We start from the raw sequence: 13819 nt of genomic DNA on the forward strand, positions 1-13819 counted from the left end.
GAATTTCGCCCACATGAGTAGAGTATGGAGATGATATGGGCGTTTTTGCACGGCTTCTTCGTAAAGATGGGCCTAAGTCGAAGGGGTCGGAGGAGGCGTCGACCGCCGAGGCCGAGGCCGTCGCTGTGACGGCCGAGCCCGGGGCGGATGCGGAGGACGCGGCGAAGGGTTCGGAGAAGGCCGAGACCGAGACCTCGTCCGCGGCGACGGACTCGGCGGAGTCCGAGGAGTCCGCCGCGGAGGGCGTCGAGATCCCCAAGCAGCAGTCCGCCGAGGAGGCGGCCGACAGCGAGGCCGGCGAGGGCGCCCGCAAGTAGCTGTCCCGCGAGGGAAGGTGAACCATGGGTCTCCTGGACAAACTGAAGGCCGGGCTCGCTCCTGCCAAGGAGAAGGTCTCCGACCTCGCGCAGCAGCACGGGGGAAAGATCGACAAGATCGAGCAGGGTCTCGACAAGGCCGCGAAGCTGGCCGATGAGAAGACCAAGGGCAAGTACAGCGACAAGATCCAGACGGGCACGGGGAAAGCCAAGGGCGCCCTGGACCGGCTCGCGCACAAGGATGGTGACGGTACGGACGGCGGCGCGACGCCCCCGTCTCCCCCGGCACCACCGCCCTCGGCATCCTGAGCGACACCACATCGGCGGACGGCCTCGGAGCACGTTGCGCTCCGGGCCGTCCGCGGTGCTGGCGGCTCACTTACGGCCCGGTCCCACGGCCCACGCCTGACGCCCTCCACCTCTCGGCTTCGCCCCGGCCCGAATCCCCGGCGGGGGCATGTCCCGCCCGGTGCCCGCGCACCCGGCGCGCGCAGGCGCTACGACCAGCGCGGGGTCAGGGCAAACGCGGGGCACTACGACCGTCCGGGCGCTACGACCAACCGCGCCAGGCACTCGGACTCAGACCGGCCCTCCCGGGCGCTCAAGACCGGCCGGCCTGGGCACTACAACCGTCCCGAGCACTACACCTGGCCGCCCCAGACACTCGGACCGACCGTCCCGGGCCCTCAGACCGGCCAGCCCGGGCACACCAACCGACCAGCTCGGGCCCTACGGCCCAGCCCAGCCCCCCGATGCCCGCCCCACGCCCTACGACCAGGCCGCCACCACGTACCCCACCCCGTAGGGCGCGTCCTCGTACAGGAGCGCGCCTGCGAGCCCCGCGCCCTCGCCGGCGCCCGCGAGCACCTGCCAAGGCGCCCGGCCGGAGGCCTTGAGCTCGTACGCCAGCTCCGCGTCCAGCGTCTGAAGGGCGGCCACGTCGGCCGCTCCGAGCGCATGCGCCACATCCGCGTCGAAGCCCGCCGCCCGGTCGTCCAGATACCCGGGCGCCTTGAGCGTGCGGCACGCGCTGGCGTCGCCCATCACCAGCAACGCCACCCGCTCGGCCCGCGCGGCGATTTCCCTTCCGGTTTGGATACACCGCTCGGCCGCGAGCGGTTCCCCCACGCCGAGACCTTCGACGGGGGCGTCGGACCAGTCCGTACGGCCGAGCAGCCAGGCCGCGACCGCGAGCGAAGGCGGCAGGGGCCGATCAGCGCCCTCGACGGGTTCGGATCCGGCCGCCGGGCCTTCCGGCGTCCGGGCCCCGTTCCGGCCCAGCCTGACGTCGAGATCCACGCCGAAGCCGCGGAACGTGCCCCGAGCGCCCTCCAGATGCGGCCCACGCCCGCTCTGCTCGGCGGGTCCGACCACAACCAGCCGGTCGGGCCGCGCGGCGGCCAGTACCCCCAGCGCGTCCGTGCAGGCGGCACGCGCGGCGTCCAGTTCGGGTGCGGCACCCGCGGCGACCTCGGGCACGAGAAGGGGCGGGCAGGGACAGACGGCGGCGGCGACAAGCATGATCGGCAGCGTAGCCCCGCGCGACGGCCCGATGGCACTCCTCGTGCGGCCGGATGTCACTCCTCGGCGGAACCCCGTCGCCAGACCCCGCCCAACGCCACGCCTTGCCCAACACCACACCCCACGCCACGCCCCGCCGGACGTCACTCCTCGATCAGCACGTCCGTGAGATCGATGACCGTGAGGAGGAGCACCACGAGCTTGCCGTCGCTGATCACGTACTCGACGAACAGGTTCCGGGAGAGGGCTATCTCGCGGGTCGACTCGTCGCCGCCCACGGCGTGCGAGAGCTTGTGGCGCGGGTCGGCCACCAGTATGGCCAGCCCGCGGTCCAGCACCTCCCGGCGCTCGGCGGGAAGGCTGTCCCGGACGCGTGCGGCGCGCTCGGTGAACTCCACGCTGTACGGCATGAGGGACCCCTTCCCGGCCCGTGACGCGGTCAGTCGCAGCCGCGTCAGTCGCAGCCGCACCCGCTGCCCGTGGCGACCGGCAGCGGCTCCGGCGCACCGATCTTCGGCAGGCCCAGCATGACGCCCGCCGGCTTCGCGGCCTCGGTGGCGTTGCGCTTGTCCCAGGCGTCCCCCGCGCGCGTGCGGCGCACTTTCAGGGTGGGGCCCTCCGCCAGGAGGTGGTGCGGGGCCGCGTACGTGATCTCGACCGTCACCACGTCACCCGGGCGCACCTCCTCGTCGGGCTTGGTGAAGTGCACCAGCCGGTTGTCGGCGGCGCGGCCGGAGAGGCGGTGGGTGGCGCCGTCCTTGCGGCCCTCGCCCTCGGCGACCATCAGCTCCAGGGTGCGGCCGACCTGCTTCTTGTTCTCGTCCCAGGAGATCTCCTCCTGGAGGGCGACGAGACGCTCGTAGCGCGCCTGCACGACCTTCTTGGGGATCTGCCCCTCCATGGTCGCCGCCGGTGTGCCGGGACGCTTGGAGTACTGGAACGTAAACGCTTGCGCGAAGCGGGCCTCGCGGACCGCGTGCAGGGTCTGCTCGAAGTCCTCCTCGGTCTCGCCGGGGAAGCCCACGATGATGTCGGTGGTGATCGCGGCGTGCGGGATCGCGGCGCGGACCTTGTCGATGATCCCGAGGTAGCGCTCCTGCCGGTACGAGCGGCGCATCGCCTTCAGGACGGTGTCCGAACCGGACTGCATCGGCATGTGCAGCTGCGGCATGACGTTCGGTGTCTCGGCCATCGCGGCGATGACGTCGTCCGTGAAGTCGCGCGGGTGCGGCGAGGTGAAGCGCACGCGCTCCAGGCCCTCGATCTTCCCGCAGGCCCGCAGCAGCTTGCTGAAGGCCTCACGGTCGCCGATGTCGGAACCGTAAGCGTTTACGTTCTGCCCGAGCAGCGTGATCTCGGAGACGCCCTCGCCGACCAGGGCCTCGATCTCGGCGAGGATGTCGCCGGTCCTGCGGTCCTTCTCCTTGCCGCGCAGCGCCGGGACGATGCAGAAGGTGCACGTGTTGTTGCAGCCGACGGAGATGGAGACCCAGGCCGCGTACGCGCTCTCGCGGCGGGTCGGCAGCGTCGAGGGGAACGCTTCGAGCGACTCGGCGATCTCGACCTGCGCCTCTTCCTGTACGCGGGCGCGCTCCAGGAGGACGGGCAGCTTGCCGATGTTGTGCGTACCGAAGACGACGTCCACCCAGGGCGCCTTCTTCACGATGGTGTCGCGGTCCTTCTGGGCGAGGCAGCCACCGACGGCGATCTGCATGCCGGGCCGCTTCGTCTTCATCGGCGCGAGCCTGCCGAGGTTCCCGTAGAGACGGTTGTCGGCGTTCTCCCGCACCGCGCAGGTGTTGAAGACGACGACGTCGGCGTCACCGTCGGAACCGTCGGGCGCGCGTACGTATCCGGCGTCCTCGAGCAGTCCGGAGAGCCGTTCCGAGTCGTGGACGTTCATCTGACATCCGTAAGTGCGTACTTCATACGTTCTCGTCAGGTCCACTGCCGGGCTCCGGTCGCTGCTGCTCATGCGACAAGGGTAGGCGGTGCCCGGAGTACGTCCGGCCCTGGCGCCTTTCGTGCGGGGGTGTGCGGGCCGTGGCGCCCGCGCCCGGGGGCCCGGCCCTGGTCATCGTGGGCGATGTGCTGGCAGGATCGCGCGCATGTTCCAGGCACTTTCCCGTATCGGCAGACGCCGGGCCCTGCAGGGTTCGGCCGGCGCCTTCGTGGCCTTCGGGCTGCTCCTGTGGTGGCTGCTGCCCCTGGGCAAGAGCTCACCGGGCGGGACGGTGTCCTTCAGTACGGGATCGGCGTCCGGCGTGTACCAGCTGTACGGGACGCTGCTGCAGGAGGCGCTCGCGAAGGACATGCCTCGTCTGAAGGTGGAGCTCGAAGGAAGCGTGGGCTCGCAGCAGAACGTGCAGCGGGTCGCCACCGGGCAGGCAGATTTCACCATCGCGGCCGCCGACGCGGTGGCGAAGTACAAGCGGGAGGGCGGCCGGGGCGCGGAACTGCTCCGCGGCTGCGCCCGGCTGTACGACGACTACGTGCACGTGATCGTCCCCCAGAGTTCCCCCGTGGAGACCATCGCGGAGCTGAAGGGCAAGCGGGTCGCGGTGGGGCCGCGCGGCTCCGGGGTGCGGCTGATCGCCGAGCATGTGCTGGAAGCGGCCGGCCTCGACCTGGACAAGGACATCCAGCCGGTGTCCGTCGGCATAGGAGACATGCCGAAGCTGCTCGAAACGAAGAAGATCGACGCCTTCTTCTGGTCCGGCGGGCTCCCGACGAAAGCCGTGAGCGACCTCTCGAACAGGTCCGACATCAGGCTGCTCCAGATCACCCCCGACCTCGTGGAGGAGCTGCACAAACAAGGGCAGGAAGCCGAGTACTACCGGTCCGCCGTCATGCCGGCTGATGCCTATCCCCGTGCCCAGTCCGGGGAGTCCGTACAGACGGTGGCGGTGGCGAACCTGCTGGTCACCCGGGCGGGAACGGACACGGAGCTGACCGAGGGGATGACCCGCACGGTGATCCACAGTCGCGACCGCATCGGCGAGAAGGTGCACGCGGCACAGCGTGTGGACCTGCGGACCGCCATCTACACCGATCCCCTGGACCTGGACGAGGGCGCGAGCCGCTATTACCGCTCGGTCAAGCCGTAGCGGTTCGTACGGCGGCAGGCCGGGGCGGTGGCACAGGCACGGCTCAGCACGGCTCGCGCGGCCGTTTCAGGATCCCGGCACCGTCCGCGGCACGCTCACCGTCACCTTCAGGCCGTGCGGCTCGTGGTGCTCGTACGTGATGGCGCCGCCGCCCGCCGCAAGCAGGGCCCGGGAGATGGACAGGCCGAGGCCCGAGCCCTTGATGTTCTGGTGGCCGGGGCTGCGCCAGAAGCGGTCGCCGACGCGGGTGAGTTCCTCGTCGCTGAGTCCGGGACCGAGGTCGGTGACGACGATGGTCGAGACCTGGCCGTTGGAGGCCACCTCGACCTCGACGGACTCTCCTTCGGGGGTGAACTTCAGCGCGTTGTCGATCACCGCGTCCAGGGCGCTGGAGAGCGCGACGGGGTCGGCCCAGGCAGTCGTGGCGGGGCAGGTCCCGACGAGTCGTACACCCTTGTCGTCGGCGACCGGCGACCAGGACGCCACGCGCTCGGCGGTCAGCTCGCCGATGTCGGTGAGCCGCAGGTCCGCCTCGGCGTGTTCGGCGAGGGCGAGGTCCAGGAGGTCGTCCAGGACCTGGGCGAGGCGCTTGCCCTCGGTGCGGACGGAGGCGATCTCCTCGTTGCCCTCGGGGAGTTCCAGGGCGAGCAGCTCGATGCGCAGCAGCAGGGCGGACAGCGGGTTGCGCAGTTGGTGCGAGGCGTCGGCGACGAAGGCGCGCTGCTGTTCCAGCACGTCCTCGACGTTGTCGGCCATCTCGTTGAACGACCGGGCCAGGCGTCTGAGTTCCGGCGGCCCTCCCGCGGCCGCGACACGGGACTTCAGGCGGCCGGTCGCGATGTCGTGGGTGGTGGCGTCGAGGACGCGTACGGGTCGCAGTACCCAGCCGGTCAGGCGCAGCGCGGCACTGAGCGCGAGGAGCATCGCGGCGATCTCTCCGACGCCGATGACCAGCCAGCCGCGCAGGATCTTCGAGCGCATCTGCCCGGTGGGCGAGTCGGTGACCACGACGGCGATGACGTCACCGTCCCGGATGACGGGGGACGCCACGACGAGACGGTCCCGTTGCCACGGCCAGACCTGTGCGGGGTCGTGGCTGCGGCGGCTCTGAAAGGCCTCGTCGAAGGCGTCGCGGGCCTCGCCCTTCACGGGGATGTACCAGTCCACGGGCGCCTTGGCCATGATGGTGTCGCGGTAGAACACGCCGACCTTGATGCCGTACAGCCCGTTGTACTTGATGAGTTCCCTGCCGAGCGTGTTGAGGCGCTCGTCCGAGGACTCGACCCGGGACCCCTTCGGCGGGTCGGTGACGAACTGTGCGAGGGACGCGAAACGGGCCGTGTCGTCGATCCGGTCGACGACCACCTTCTGCTGCTGGGCGGCCGCCAGGCTGACGGCGAGGGGGACGCCGAGGGCGAGCAGTACGGCCGCCATCAGGACGATGAGCAGCGGGAGGAGACGTGCGCGCACCTGGCCCCGCTACGCGGCGGGCGCGACGAGCCGGTACCCGACGCCGCGCACGGTCTCGATCAGGGCCGGCATGCGCAGCTTGGAGCGCAGCGACGCGACGTGCACCTCCAGGGTGCGGCCGGTCCCCTCCCAACTGGTGCGCCAGACCTCGCTGATGATCTGTTCCCGCCGGAACACCACACCGGGACGCTGGGCGAGGAGCGCGAGAAGGTCGAACTCCTTGCGGGTCAGTTGTACAACCGAACCATCCACGCTGACCTGACGGGTGGGCAGTTCGATCCGTACGGGGCCCAGGTTCAGTGCGGTCTCGCCGGGGGCCGCGGTCTCGTCGGCGACGTTGCGCCGGCTGACGGCGTGGATACGGGCGAGGAGTTCCCCCGTGTCGTACGGCTTCACCACGTAGTCGTCGGCGCCGAGGTTGAGGCCGTGGATCCGGGAGCGCACGTCTGCGCGCGCGGTGACCATGATCACGGGGATGCTGGTGCGCTTGCGGATCTTGCCGCAGACCTCGTAGCCGTCCTGGTCGGGCAGGCCGAGGTCGAGGAGCACCACTCCGAAGCCGGCGCCTTCGGGAACGAGCGCCTGGAGGGCCTCCTCGCCACTGCGGGCGTGGGTGACGTCGAAGCCGTGACGTGCGAGAACCGCGGACAGAGCGGCGGCCACGTGGTTGTCGTCCTCGACGAGGAGCAGTCTCATCCCGGCCCCCTTCGGTTCATCGGTCGTACGTTTTCGGTGGATAGACGTGGGCACGCGCGCGTGCCCCCTGGAAGTCAGTCCGATGACGCTGACGGCGTCAAGTACGTTCGGGGCGCGGCCGACTTCCGTTACGCAGCCGGTACGTGCCCGCCGCGGCCTTCACGAAGAGTGTCCGGTTGCTACCAGATCGTTATGCTCAATTTCCCCTCAGATGTAATGACGCTGGTCGTGCGGCATCACTACTGTCCTCCGCAACCGAGGAGGACGGAGCAAGAGGCCGATGACCGAAGTATCGGTGACCAAGGACGCCGTACCCGCGGCCGACGATCTGGTCGTACTGAAGAACGTCAACAAGCACTTCGGTGCGTTGCACGTACTCCAGGACATCGACCTGACGATCGCGCGTGGTGAGGTCGTCGTGGTCATCGGGCCCTCCGGGTCCGGAAAGTCCACCCTGTGCCGCGCCATCAATCGCCTGGAGATGATCGACTCGGGAGACATCTCGATCGACGGCAAGCCGCTGCCCGAGGAGGGCAAGGAACTGGCCCGGCTGCGGGCCGATGTCGGCATGGTCTTCCAGTCCTTCAACCTCTTCGCGCACAAGACGGTGCTCGAGAACGTGATGCTGGGACAGCTCAAGGTCCGTAAGGCGGACAAGAAGGCCGCGGAGGAGAAGGCCCGCGGGCTGCTCGACCGGGTGGGTGTCGCCACGCAGGCGGACAAGTACCCCGCCCAGCTCTCCGGCGGCCAGCAGCAGCGTGTCGCGATCGCGCGGGCGCTGGCGATGGACCCCAAGGTCATGCTCTTCGACGAGCCGACGTCGGCTCTCGACCCGGAGATGATCAACGAGGTCCTGGAAGTCATGCAGCAGCTTGCGCGTGACGGGATGACGATGGTTGTAGTCACACACGAGATGGGTTTCGCCCGTTCGGCCGCCAACCGCGTCGTCTTCATGGCGGACGGACGCATCGTCGAAGAGGCTGTGCCGGACCAGTTCTTCAGCAACCCCCGCAGCGACCGGGCGAAGGACTTCCTGTCGAAGATCCTGCACCACTGACGGCCTGCGTCACCCGCCACCGACGGATCGCACATCTTCACCACTCAAAGGATGTTCACCATGAAGCTCCGCAAGGTCACCGCCGCCTCGGCCGCCGTCCTCGCACTCGCCCTCACTGCCACCGCGTGCGGCTCGGACGACAAGGACAGCGACAGCGCCGACACCGGCTCCGGCGGCAGCAAGAAGATCACCATCGGCATCAAGTTCGATCAGCCCGGCATCGGCCAGAAAACGCCGCAGGGCTACGAGGGCTTCGATGTCGACGTCGCGACGTACGTCGCCAAGCAGCTCGGCTACAGCGCGAACCAGATCCAGTGGAAGGAAGCGAAGAGCGCCGACCGCGAGACCATGCTCCAGCGTGGTGACGTCGACTTCATCGCCGCCTCCTACTCGATCAACGACGAGCGCGCCGCGAAGGTCGACTTCGCCGGTCCGTACCTCCTGGCCCACCAGGACGTCCTGATCCGCGCCGACGACGACTCGATCAAGACGCCGAAGGACCTCAACAGCAAGAAGCTGTGTTCGGTGACGGGCTCCACCTCGGCGCAGAACGTCAAGGACAAGCTCGCCCCCAAGGCCCAGCTGCAGCAGTACCCGGCGTACTCGGCGTGCCTGTCCGGTCTGCAGAGCGGCGCCATCGACGCGCTGACCACGGACGACTCGATCCTCGCCGGCTACGCCGCGCAGGCGAACTTCAAGGGCAAGTTCAAGCTCGGCGGCTTCAAGATGACCAACGAGAACTACGGCATCGGCGTCAAGAAGGGCAGCGACCTCAAGGCCAAGATCGACACGGCTCTCGAGAAGATGGTCGCCGACGGCGCGTGGGAGAAGGCCGTGACGGCCAACTTCGGCCCGGCGAACTACAAGAACGAGCCCGCCCCGAAGATCGGCAACATCGTCAAGTGAAGCGGGACCTGACCTGACAGGTGCGCCGTCCTCCGGGGCGGCGCACCTGTCAGGAAGGCCCCTCCCCACACGCGGAAGCGCGGGAGATCGTGTTCGACTTTCTTGAAGGTTACGACCTGTGGGAAGCCTTCTGGACGACGGTGCAACTCACCGTCCTCTCCGCCGTCGGCTCCCTGATCTGGGGAACCATGCTGGCCGCCATGCGGGTCGGTCCGGTGCCTCTCATGCGCGGTTTCGGTACCGCCTACGTCAACATCGTGCGGAACATCCCGCTCACCGTGATCATCCTGTTCACCTCGCTCGGCCTCAACCAGACGTTCGAGGTCACGCTCGGCTCGGACCAGATCAACACCACCAACTTCCGGCTCGCGGTGCTCGGTCTGATCGTCTACACCTCGGCGTTCGTCTGTGAGGCGCTGCGGTCCGGCATCAACACGGTGCCCGTCGGCCAGGCCGAGGCGGCGCGTGCCATCGGCCTGAACTTCACGCAGGTGCTGACGCTGGTCGTGCTGCCGCAGGCGTTCCGTTCGGTCGTCGGTCCCCTGGCGAACGTCCTGATCGCGTTGACGAAGAACACCACGGTGGCCGCCGCGATCGGTGTCGCCGAGGCGGCGACGCTGATGAAGGAGATGATCGAGAACGAGGCACAGCTCGTCCTGATCTCCGCGGTCTTCGCGTTCGGATTCGTGTGTCTGACGCTGCCGACCGGGCTGATCCTCGGCTGGGTGAGCAAGAAGGTGGCGGTGAAGCGATGAGCTCGGTCCTCTATGACGCCCAGGGCCCACGGGCCAAACGGCGGAACGTCATTTTCTCCGTGGTGTTCATCGCCGCCCTCGCCGCGGTGCTGTGGTGGATGTACGACATGCTGGAGGAGAAGGGCCAGCTGGAGTGGGTGCTCTGGAAGCCCTTCTTCACCGGAACCGAAGCCTGGAGCACATACCTCTGGCCGGGTCTTCAGAACACGCTCAAGGCCGCGGCACTCGCCATGGTCATCGCGTTGCCGCTCGGTGCGGTCCTGGGTATCGCCCGACTGTCCGAACACGCCTGGGTGCGTGTCCCGGCCGGCGTCGTGGTGGAGTTTTTCCGGGCCATCCCGGTGCTGGTTCTCATGATCTTCGGCCTAGCCCTGTTCTCCGAGTACACGAACGTCAACACGGACGACCGTCCCCTGTACGCCGTCGTCACCGGCCTGGTTCTCTACAACTCCTCGGTCCTCGCGGAGATCGTCCGGGCAGGCATCCTGTCGCTGCCCAGGGGACAGGCCGAGGCCGCGCTGGCTGTCGGACTGCGCAAGAACCAGGTCATGCGGTTCATCCTGCTGCCCCAGGCGGTCACGGCGATGCTGCCGGCGATCGTCAGTCAGCTCGTGGTGATCGTGAAGGACACGGCGATCGGCGGTGCGGTCCTCACCTTCCCCGACCTGATGGCCGCCGTCAGCCCAATGAGCGCCTACTACGGCGCGAACGTGATCGCCAGCTTCACGATCGTCGCTGTGATCTACATCCTGATCAACTTCGCCCTCACCACCTTCGCCAGCTGGCTGGAGGGCAGGCTGCGCCGCGGCAAGAAGTCCACCGGCGCGGTCCTCGGAGTGGACGCGGTCGACGAGCTCAGCGCACCCGGCGACCACGTGGACGTCACCCACGAGGTCGAGAAGGGTCCGTGAACGGCCCGCACACACCGAAGAACTGACGAGATGTGAGCAACCGGAGGCAGTGGCATGATCGCCACTGCCTCCGTCACTTGACGCAAGCACCGGCAATGGGTTGCATACGTTCTGTGATCGTGCACCCCGCTCCACCTGCCTCTCCCGGTAAGACACTCGGCACACCTCTCCGGGCAGGGGGCGCCGCGTCGTGGACCCGGTGATCATCGTCGGAGCGGGGCCCGTCGGACTCACGCTCGCCCTGGCGCTGGCCCGCCAGGAGGTCCCGTCCATCGTTCTGGACGAGGGTCCCGGCAAGGACGAACAGAGGCTCGCGCGGACCGTCGTACTGCGTGAGGACACCACCGCGCTGATCGAGCGGCTGACAGGGTTCCCCCTGGCCGAGGCCGGTTTCCGTTGGGCCGGATGGCGGTCGATGCGGCGCAAGCAGGTGATGCGGCAGATCGCGTTCGGCGACGACGAGCCCGCACCGCTGCACGTCCCCCAGCACGTACTGACCGCCGCGCTCAGGGCCGCGATCGCGACCGAGCGCCTGGTCAAGGTCGCCGTGGACAGCCGCCTCGACTCGATCGAGCAGGAGACCTCGGGCGTCACGGCGCACACCCGCGAGCCCAAGGGCACCTGGTGGCGCGGCAGCTATCTGATCGGCTGCGACGGACCGCGATCGACGGTGCGCAAGCTCCAGGACATCCGCTTCCCGGGACGTACCGCCGTCGAGCGGCACGCCGTCGCCGCGCTGCGTACGGAACTTCCGTGGCCCGGTGAGGCGTTGTTGCACCGGATGCCGCCGTGGCGGACATCGGGCCCCTCGGCCGGGGAGGTGACCGCACGTCCGCTCGCCGACGACGTGTGGCGTCTGGACTGGCTGCTGCCGCCGGGCAAGGACCTGGTCACACCGGACCTGCTGGTGGCCCGCGTCCGCGAGACCCTCGCGGGCTGGAGCGGGGGCACCACACCCCCGTACGAGCTGCTGGACACCGGAGTCCACACGGTGCATCACCGGCTGGCGCGCCGGTGGCGGGCCGGCCGTGTCTTCCTGGCCGGGGACGCCGCGCATCTGCTCGGTGCGCTCGGTACGCAGGGTCTCGACGACGGCCTGCGGGACGCCGACAACCTCGCGTGGAAGCTGTCCCTCGCCTGGCACCACGGCCCGCACGAGGCGCTGCTCGACAGTTACCAGGTGGAGCGGCGCGCGGTCGTCGCCGCCCGCCTGCGTGCCGCGGACCAGGCGCTGCCGATACTGCGTGCCGGAGGCCTGCGCTCCGCGGTGCCCGGGTCGGCCCGCGGCCATGACTCGCTGCTCACCGACGGTCATCTGGGGCGCGGCCAGCTGGGCGCGCCGGGAGCGTACGCCGATTCGCCTCTCGCGCCTCCACGCGCCGAGTCGTCGGCCGAGGTCGGCACGGAGGTGGGCGATCAGGTCGCCGATGTACGGGTGACTGCGGAGGACGGTTCCTTCGTACGGCTGCGGGACAGGCTGGGCCACGGGGCGCTGCTGGTCCTGCTGATCGCGCCGGGGACCGGGGTGTGGGAGCGCAAGCACTGGGTGACTGCCGGGATCATGCCGCGTCTCGCGGCCGCCGTGACCGCGCTGCCGCACCACGCCGAGCTGCTGGTCGCCGAGAGCTATCCGGGTGCGGCGGCGCACACGGTGCTGCTGATCCGCCCGGACGGGCACCTGGTCACAGCGCTCAGCGGGGTGCGCCCGGCGGATCTGTACGAGGCGGCGGAGGCGGCTCTGGGCGGCCCCCGGGCCACGGCGGAGGCCGCGGCGGGGACGTCCTGAGCGCGCTCTGTCCAGTCGGTGACACTGAGTTGACCGGTCCGGACCGTCATGGTGTACTCCGGATCGTGACCGACACCTGTGTGCGCCTGTGGCGGAGGGTCCATATGGACCTCGTCCGCTATGCGGGCTGCGTGTGTCGCCCGTCCTGCTGAATTCGCACCCTCTCCACCCGCGCGCGTCGCCGACGTCGTTCCCGCGCGCCCCACGCGAACGCTGACCAGGACGGTACCCGTGTCTGTCTCCCCTTCCTTGACCTCCTCTGCCTCCGCCGCCGCTCCGGCCCACGGCCCCACGCAGGCCGAGCTGCTCGACTTCGTCCGGCGCACGGCCGCCGACGCCGAGCTGATCGCCTCTCTCCCGCTCGACCCCGAGGGCCGTACGTGGGTACGCCTCGAAGGGCCCGGCGGCAGCGAGGCCTGGCTCATCGGCTGGCCGCCCGGCACGGGCACCGGCTGGCACGACCACGCCGAGTCGGTCGGCGCCTTCCTCACGGCGTCGGGCGAGCTCAAGGAGAACTCGCTCACCGCCCGGCTGCCCACCGACGGCTGGAAGACCCTCGAACTGACCGAGGGCATCGACCGGGAACGGCGCCTGGGGGCCGGAAAGGGCCGTTCCTTCGGCCGCCACCATGTGCACGAGGTGCTCAACGAGTCCACGGAGGAGCACGCGATCTCCGTCCACGCCTACTACCCGCCGCTGCCGCAGATCCGCCGCTACAGCCGCAGCGGCCAGATCCTGCGCCTTGAGCAGGTCGAGCGCCCGGCGGACTGGCAGTGACCGCCGAAGGCCGCCTGCGAGCCGAAGGCCCGGTCGGGATCGACGAGTTGCTGGAGCGGGTCCGTGAGGGCCTCGACCGGGTCGAGGCCGACACCGCCCACGACGCCGCGCGGGCGGGCGAGGCCCTGCTGGTCGACATCCGGTACGCGGCACTGCGCGAGCGCGACGGGCTGATCCCCGGCGCCCTCGTCGTCGAGCGCAACGAACTGGAATGGCGCCTCGACCCCCAGGGCAGCCATCGCGCTCCGGAAGCCACGAGCCACGCCCTGCGCGTCGTGATCGTCTGCAACGAGGGCTACGCGTCGAGTCTCGCGGCCGCGTCCCTGCGCCAGTTGGGACTGCACCGGGCGACAGACCTGGTGGGCGGCTTCCAGGCTTGGCGCGCGGCAGGCCTGCCGGTGACTGAGCTGCCGGTGGATGGGCTGCCGGTGACTGCAGCGCTGGTGACCGGGCGACGGTAGCCAGCCTGCCGGTGGCTTCTCAGACCTCCGGTCGGACAGCCTGATCCGGGCGCGG

16 protein-coding genes are annotated in these 13819 nt (G+C 69.5%); 11 read left to right on the forward strand and 5 right to left on the reverse strand.

The annotated features are described in order from the left end of the window. The first annotated feature begins 35 nt into the window (after positions 1–35). Both QF035_RS15885 and QF035_RS15890 read left to right on the forward strand, forming a co-directional pair. Complete coding sequence (locus QF035_RS15885) at positions 36–317, forward strand: hypothetical protein (protein ID WP_307520991.1); 282 nt, start codon at positions 36–38, stop codon at positions 315–317. A 24-nt stretch (positions 318–341) separates the two neighbouring features. Beyond that, positions 342–626: an antitoxin gene (locus QF035_RS15890; RefSeq protein WP_307520992.1), complete on the forward strand. Its 285-nt coding sequence runs from the start codon at positions 342–344 to the stop codon at positions 624–626. A 459-nt stretch (positions 627–1085) separates the two neighbouring features. Here QF035_RS15890 and QF035_RS15895 read toward each other — a convergent pair whose 3' ends face one another. From QF035_RS15895 to miaB, 3 genes are all read right to left on the reverse strand, one after another. Further along, the gene (locus tag QF035_RS15895; RefSeq protein WP_307520993.1) at positions 1086–1838 is read right to left on the reverse strand and encodes a class III extradiol dioxygenase subunit B-like domain-containing protein; all 753 of its coding nucleotides are present in this window, start codon (positions 1836–1838) and stop codon (positions 1086–1088) included. Positions 1839–1981: 143 nt separating this feature from the next. Further along, complete coding sequence (locus tag QF035_RS15900; RefSeq protein WP_055616853.1) at positions 1982–2248, reverse strand: hypothetical protein; 267 nt, start codon at positions 2246–2248, stop codon at positions 1982–1984. 44 nt (positions 2249–2292) lie between these two features. Continuing rightward, positions 2293–3813 (reverse strand): tRNA (N6-isopentenyl adenosine(37)-C2)-methylthiotransferase MiaB, encoded by a 1521-nt coding sequence (gene miaB, locus QF035_RS15905; RefSeq protein ID WP_307520994.1) that lies wholly within the window; start codon positions 3811–3813, stop codon positions 2293–2295. A 133-nt stretch (positions 3814–3946) separates the two neighbouring features. Here miaB and QF035_RS15910 point away from each other — a divergent pair, with 133 nt between their 5' ends. After that, positions 3947–4945, forward strand: a complete 999-nt coding sequence (locus tag QF035_RS15910) for a TAXI family TRAP transporter solute-binding subunit (protein ID WP_307520995.1) — start codon at positions 3947–3949, stop codon at positions 4943–4945. Between the two features lie 66 nt (positions 4946–5011). Here QF035_RS15910 and QF035_RS15915 read toward each other — a convergent pair whose 3' ends face one another. Both QF035_RS15915 and QF035_RS15920 read right to left on the reverse strand, forming a co-directional pair. Further along, a complete protein-coding gene (locus tag QF035_RS15915) occupies positions 5012–6415 on the reverse strand; it encodes a sensor histidine kinase (protein ID WP_307520996.1) in 1404 nt (467 codons plus the stop codon). 9 nt (positions 6416–6424) lie between these two features. Beyond that, positions 6425–7111 (reverse strand): response regulator transcription factor, encoded by a 687-nt coding sequence (locus QF035_RS15920; protein ID WP_055616841.1) that lies wholly within the window; start codon positions 7109–7111, stop codon positions 6425–6427. A gap of 280 nt (positions 7112–7391) precedes the next feature. Between QF035_RS15920 and QF035_RS15925 the strand changes: the two genes are divergently transcribed. The 8 genes from QF035_RS15925 to QF035_RS15955 all read left to right on the forward strand — a co-directional run bounded on the left by QF035_RS15925 (position 7392) and on the right by QF035_RS15955 (position 13764). Continuing rightward, on the forward strand, positions 7392–8168 hold the full coding sequence (locus QF035_RS15925; RefSeq protein ID WP_143638069.1) for an amino acid ABC transporter ATP-binding protein: 777 nt from the start codon (positions 7392–7394) through the stop codon (positions 8166–8168). A 60-nt stretch (positions 8169–8228) separates the two neighbouring features. Then, on the forward strand, positions 8229–9074 hold the full coding sequence (locus tag QF035_RS15930; RefSeq protein WP_307520997.1) for a glutamate ABC transporter substrate-binding protein: 846 nt from the start codon (positions 8229–8231) through the stop codon (positions 9072–9074). 89 nt (positions 9075–9163) lie between these two features. Further along, a complete protein-coding gene (locus QF035_RS15935) occupies positions 9164–9829 on the forward strand; it encodes an amino acid ABC transporter permease (RefSeq protein ID WP_307520999.1) in 666 nt (221 codons plus the stop codon). Next, positions 9826–10740 (forward strand): amino acid ABC transporter permease, encoded by a 915-nt coding sequence (locus tag QF035_RS15940; protein WP_307521000.1) that lies wholly within the window; start codon positions 9826–9828, stop codon positions 10738–10740. Before QF035_RS15935 ends, QF035_RS15940 begins: the two co-directional genes overlap by 4 nt. A 190-nt stretch (positions 10741–10930) precedes the next feature. Next, positions 10931–12526, forward strand: coding sequence for an FAD-dependent monooxygenase (locus tag QF035_RS15945; RefSeq protein ID WP_307521002.1), 1596 nt, complete (start codon positions 10931–10933; stop codon positions 12524–12526). A gap of 80 nt (positions 12527–12606) precedes the next feature. Further along, entirely contained in the window at positions 12607–12678 is a 72-nt protein-coding gene (locus tag QF035_RS55780; protein WP_309544753.1) for a putative leader peptide, read from the forward strand. Between the two features lie 79 nt (positions 12679–12757). Further along, positions 12758–13303, forward strand: a complete 546-nt coding sequence (locus QF035_RS15950; protein ID WP_307521003.1) for a cysteine dioxygenase — start codon at positions 12758–12760, stop codon at positions 13301–13303. Next, positions 13300–13764: a rhodanese-like domain-containing protein gene (locus QF035_RS15955; protein WP_307521004.1), complete on the forward strand. Its 465-nt coding sequence runs from the start codon at positions 13300–13302 to the stop codon at positions 13762–13764. The genes QF035_RS15950 and QF035_RS15955 overlap by 4 nt, the downstream gene beginning before the upstream one ends. The last annotated feature ends 55 nt before the right edge of the window (positions 13765–13819 follow it).

The organism is Streptomyces umbrinus, assembly GCF_030817415.1.
GTDB classification, from domain to species: Bacteria; Actinomycetota; Actinomycetes; order Streptomycetales; family Streptomycetaceae; genus Streptomyces; species Streptomyces umbrinus_A.

Coding starts and splice junctions, on each gene's coding strand:
- QF035_RS15930 (WP_307520997.1), top strand. CDS start 8,229: ATGAAGCTCCGCAAGGTCACCGCCGCCTCGGCCGCCGTCCTCGCACTC.
- QF035_RS15900 (WP_055616853.1), bottom strand. CDS start 2,248: ATGCCGTACAGCGTGGAGTTCACCGAGCGCGCCGCACGCGTCCGGGAC.
- QF035_RS15890 (WP_307520992.1), top strand. CDS start 342: ATGGGTCTCCTGGACAAACTGAAGGCCGGGCTCGCTCCTGCCAAGGAG.
- QF035_RS15910 (WP_307520995.1), top strand. CDS start 3,947: ATGTTCCAGGCACTTTCCCGTATCGGCAGACGCCGGGCCCTGCAGGGT.
- QF035_RS15925 (WP_143638069.1), top strand. CDS start 7,392: ATGACCGAAGTATCGGTGACCAAGGACGCCGTACCCGCGGCCGACGAT.
- miaB (WP_307520994.1), bottom strand. CDS start 3,813: ATGAGCAGCAGCGACCGGAGCCCGGCAGTGGACCTGACGAGAACGTAT.
- QF035_RS15940 (WP_307521000.1), top strand. CDS start 9,826: ATGAGCTCGGTCCTCTATGACGCCCAGGGCCCACGGGCCAAACGGCGG.
- QF035_RS15920 (WP_055616841.1), bottom strand. CDS start 7,111: ATGAGACTGCTCCTCGTCGAGGACGACAACCACGTGGCCGCCGCTCTG.
- QF035_RS15885 (WP_307520991.1), top strand. CDS start 36: ATGGGCGTTTTTGCACGGCTTCTTCGTAAAGATGGGCCTAAGTCGAAG.
- QF035_RS15895 (WP_307520993.1), bottom strand. CDS start 1,838: ATGCTTGTCGCCGCCGCCGTCTGTCCCTGCCCGCCCCTTCTCGTGCCC.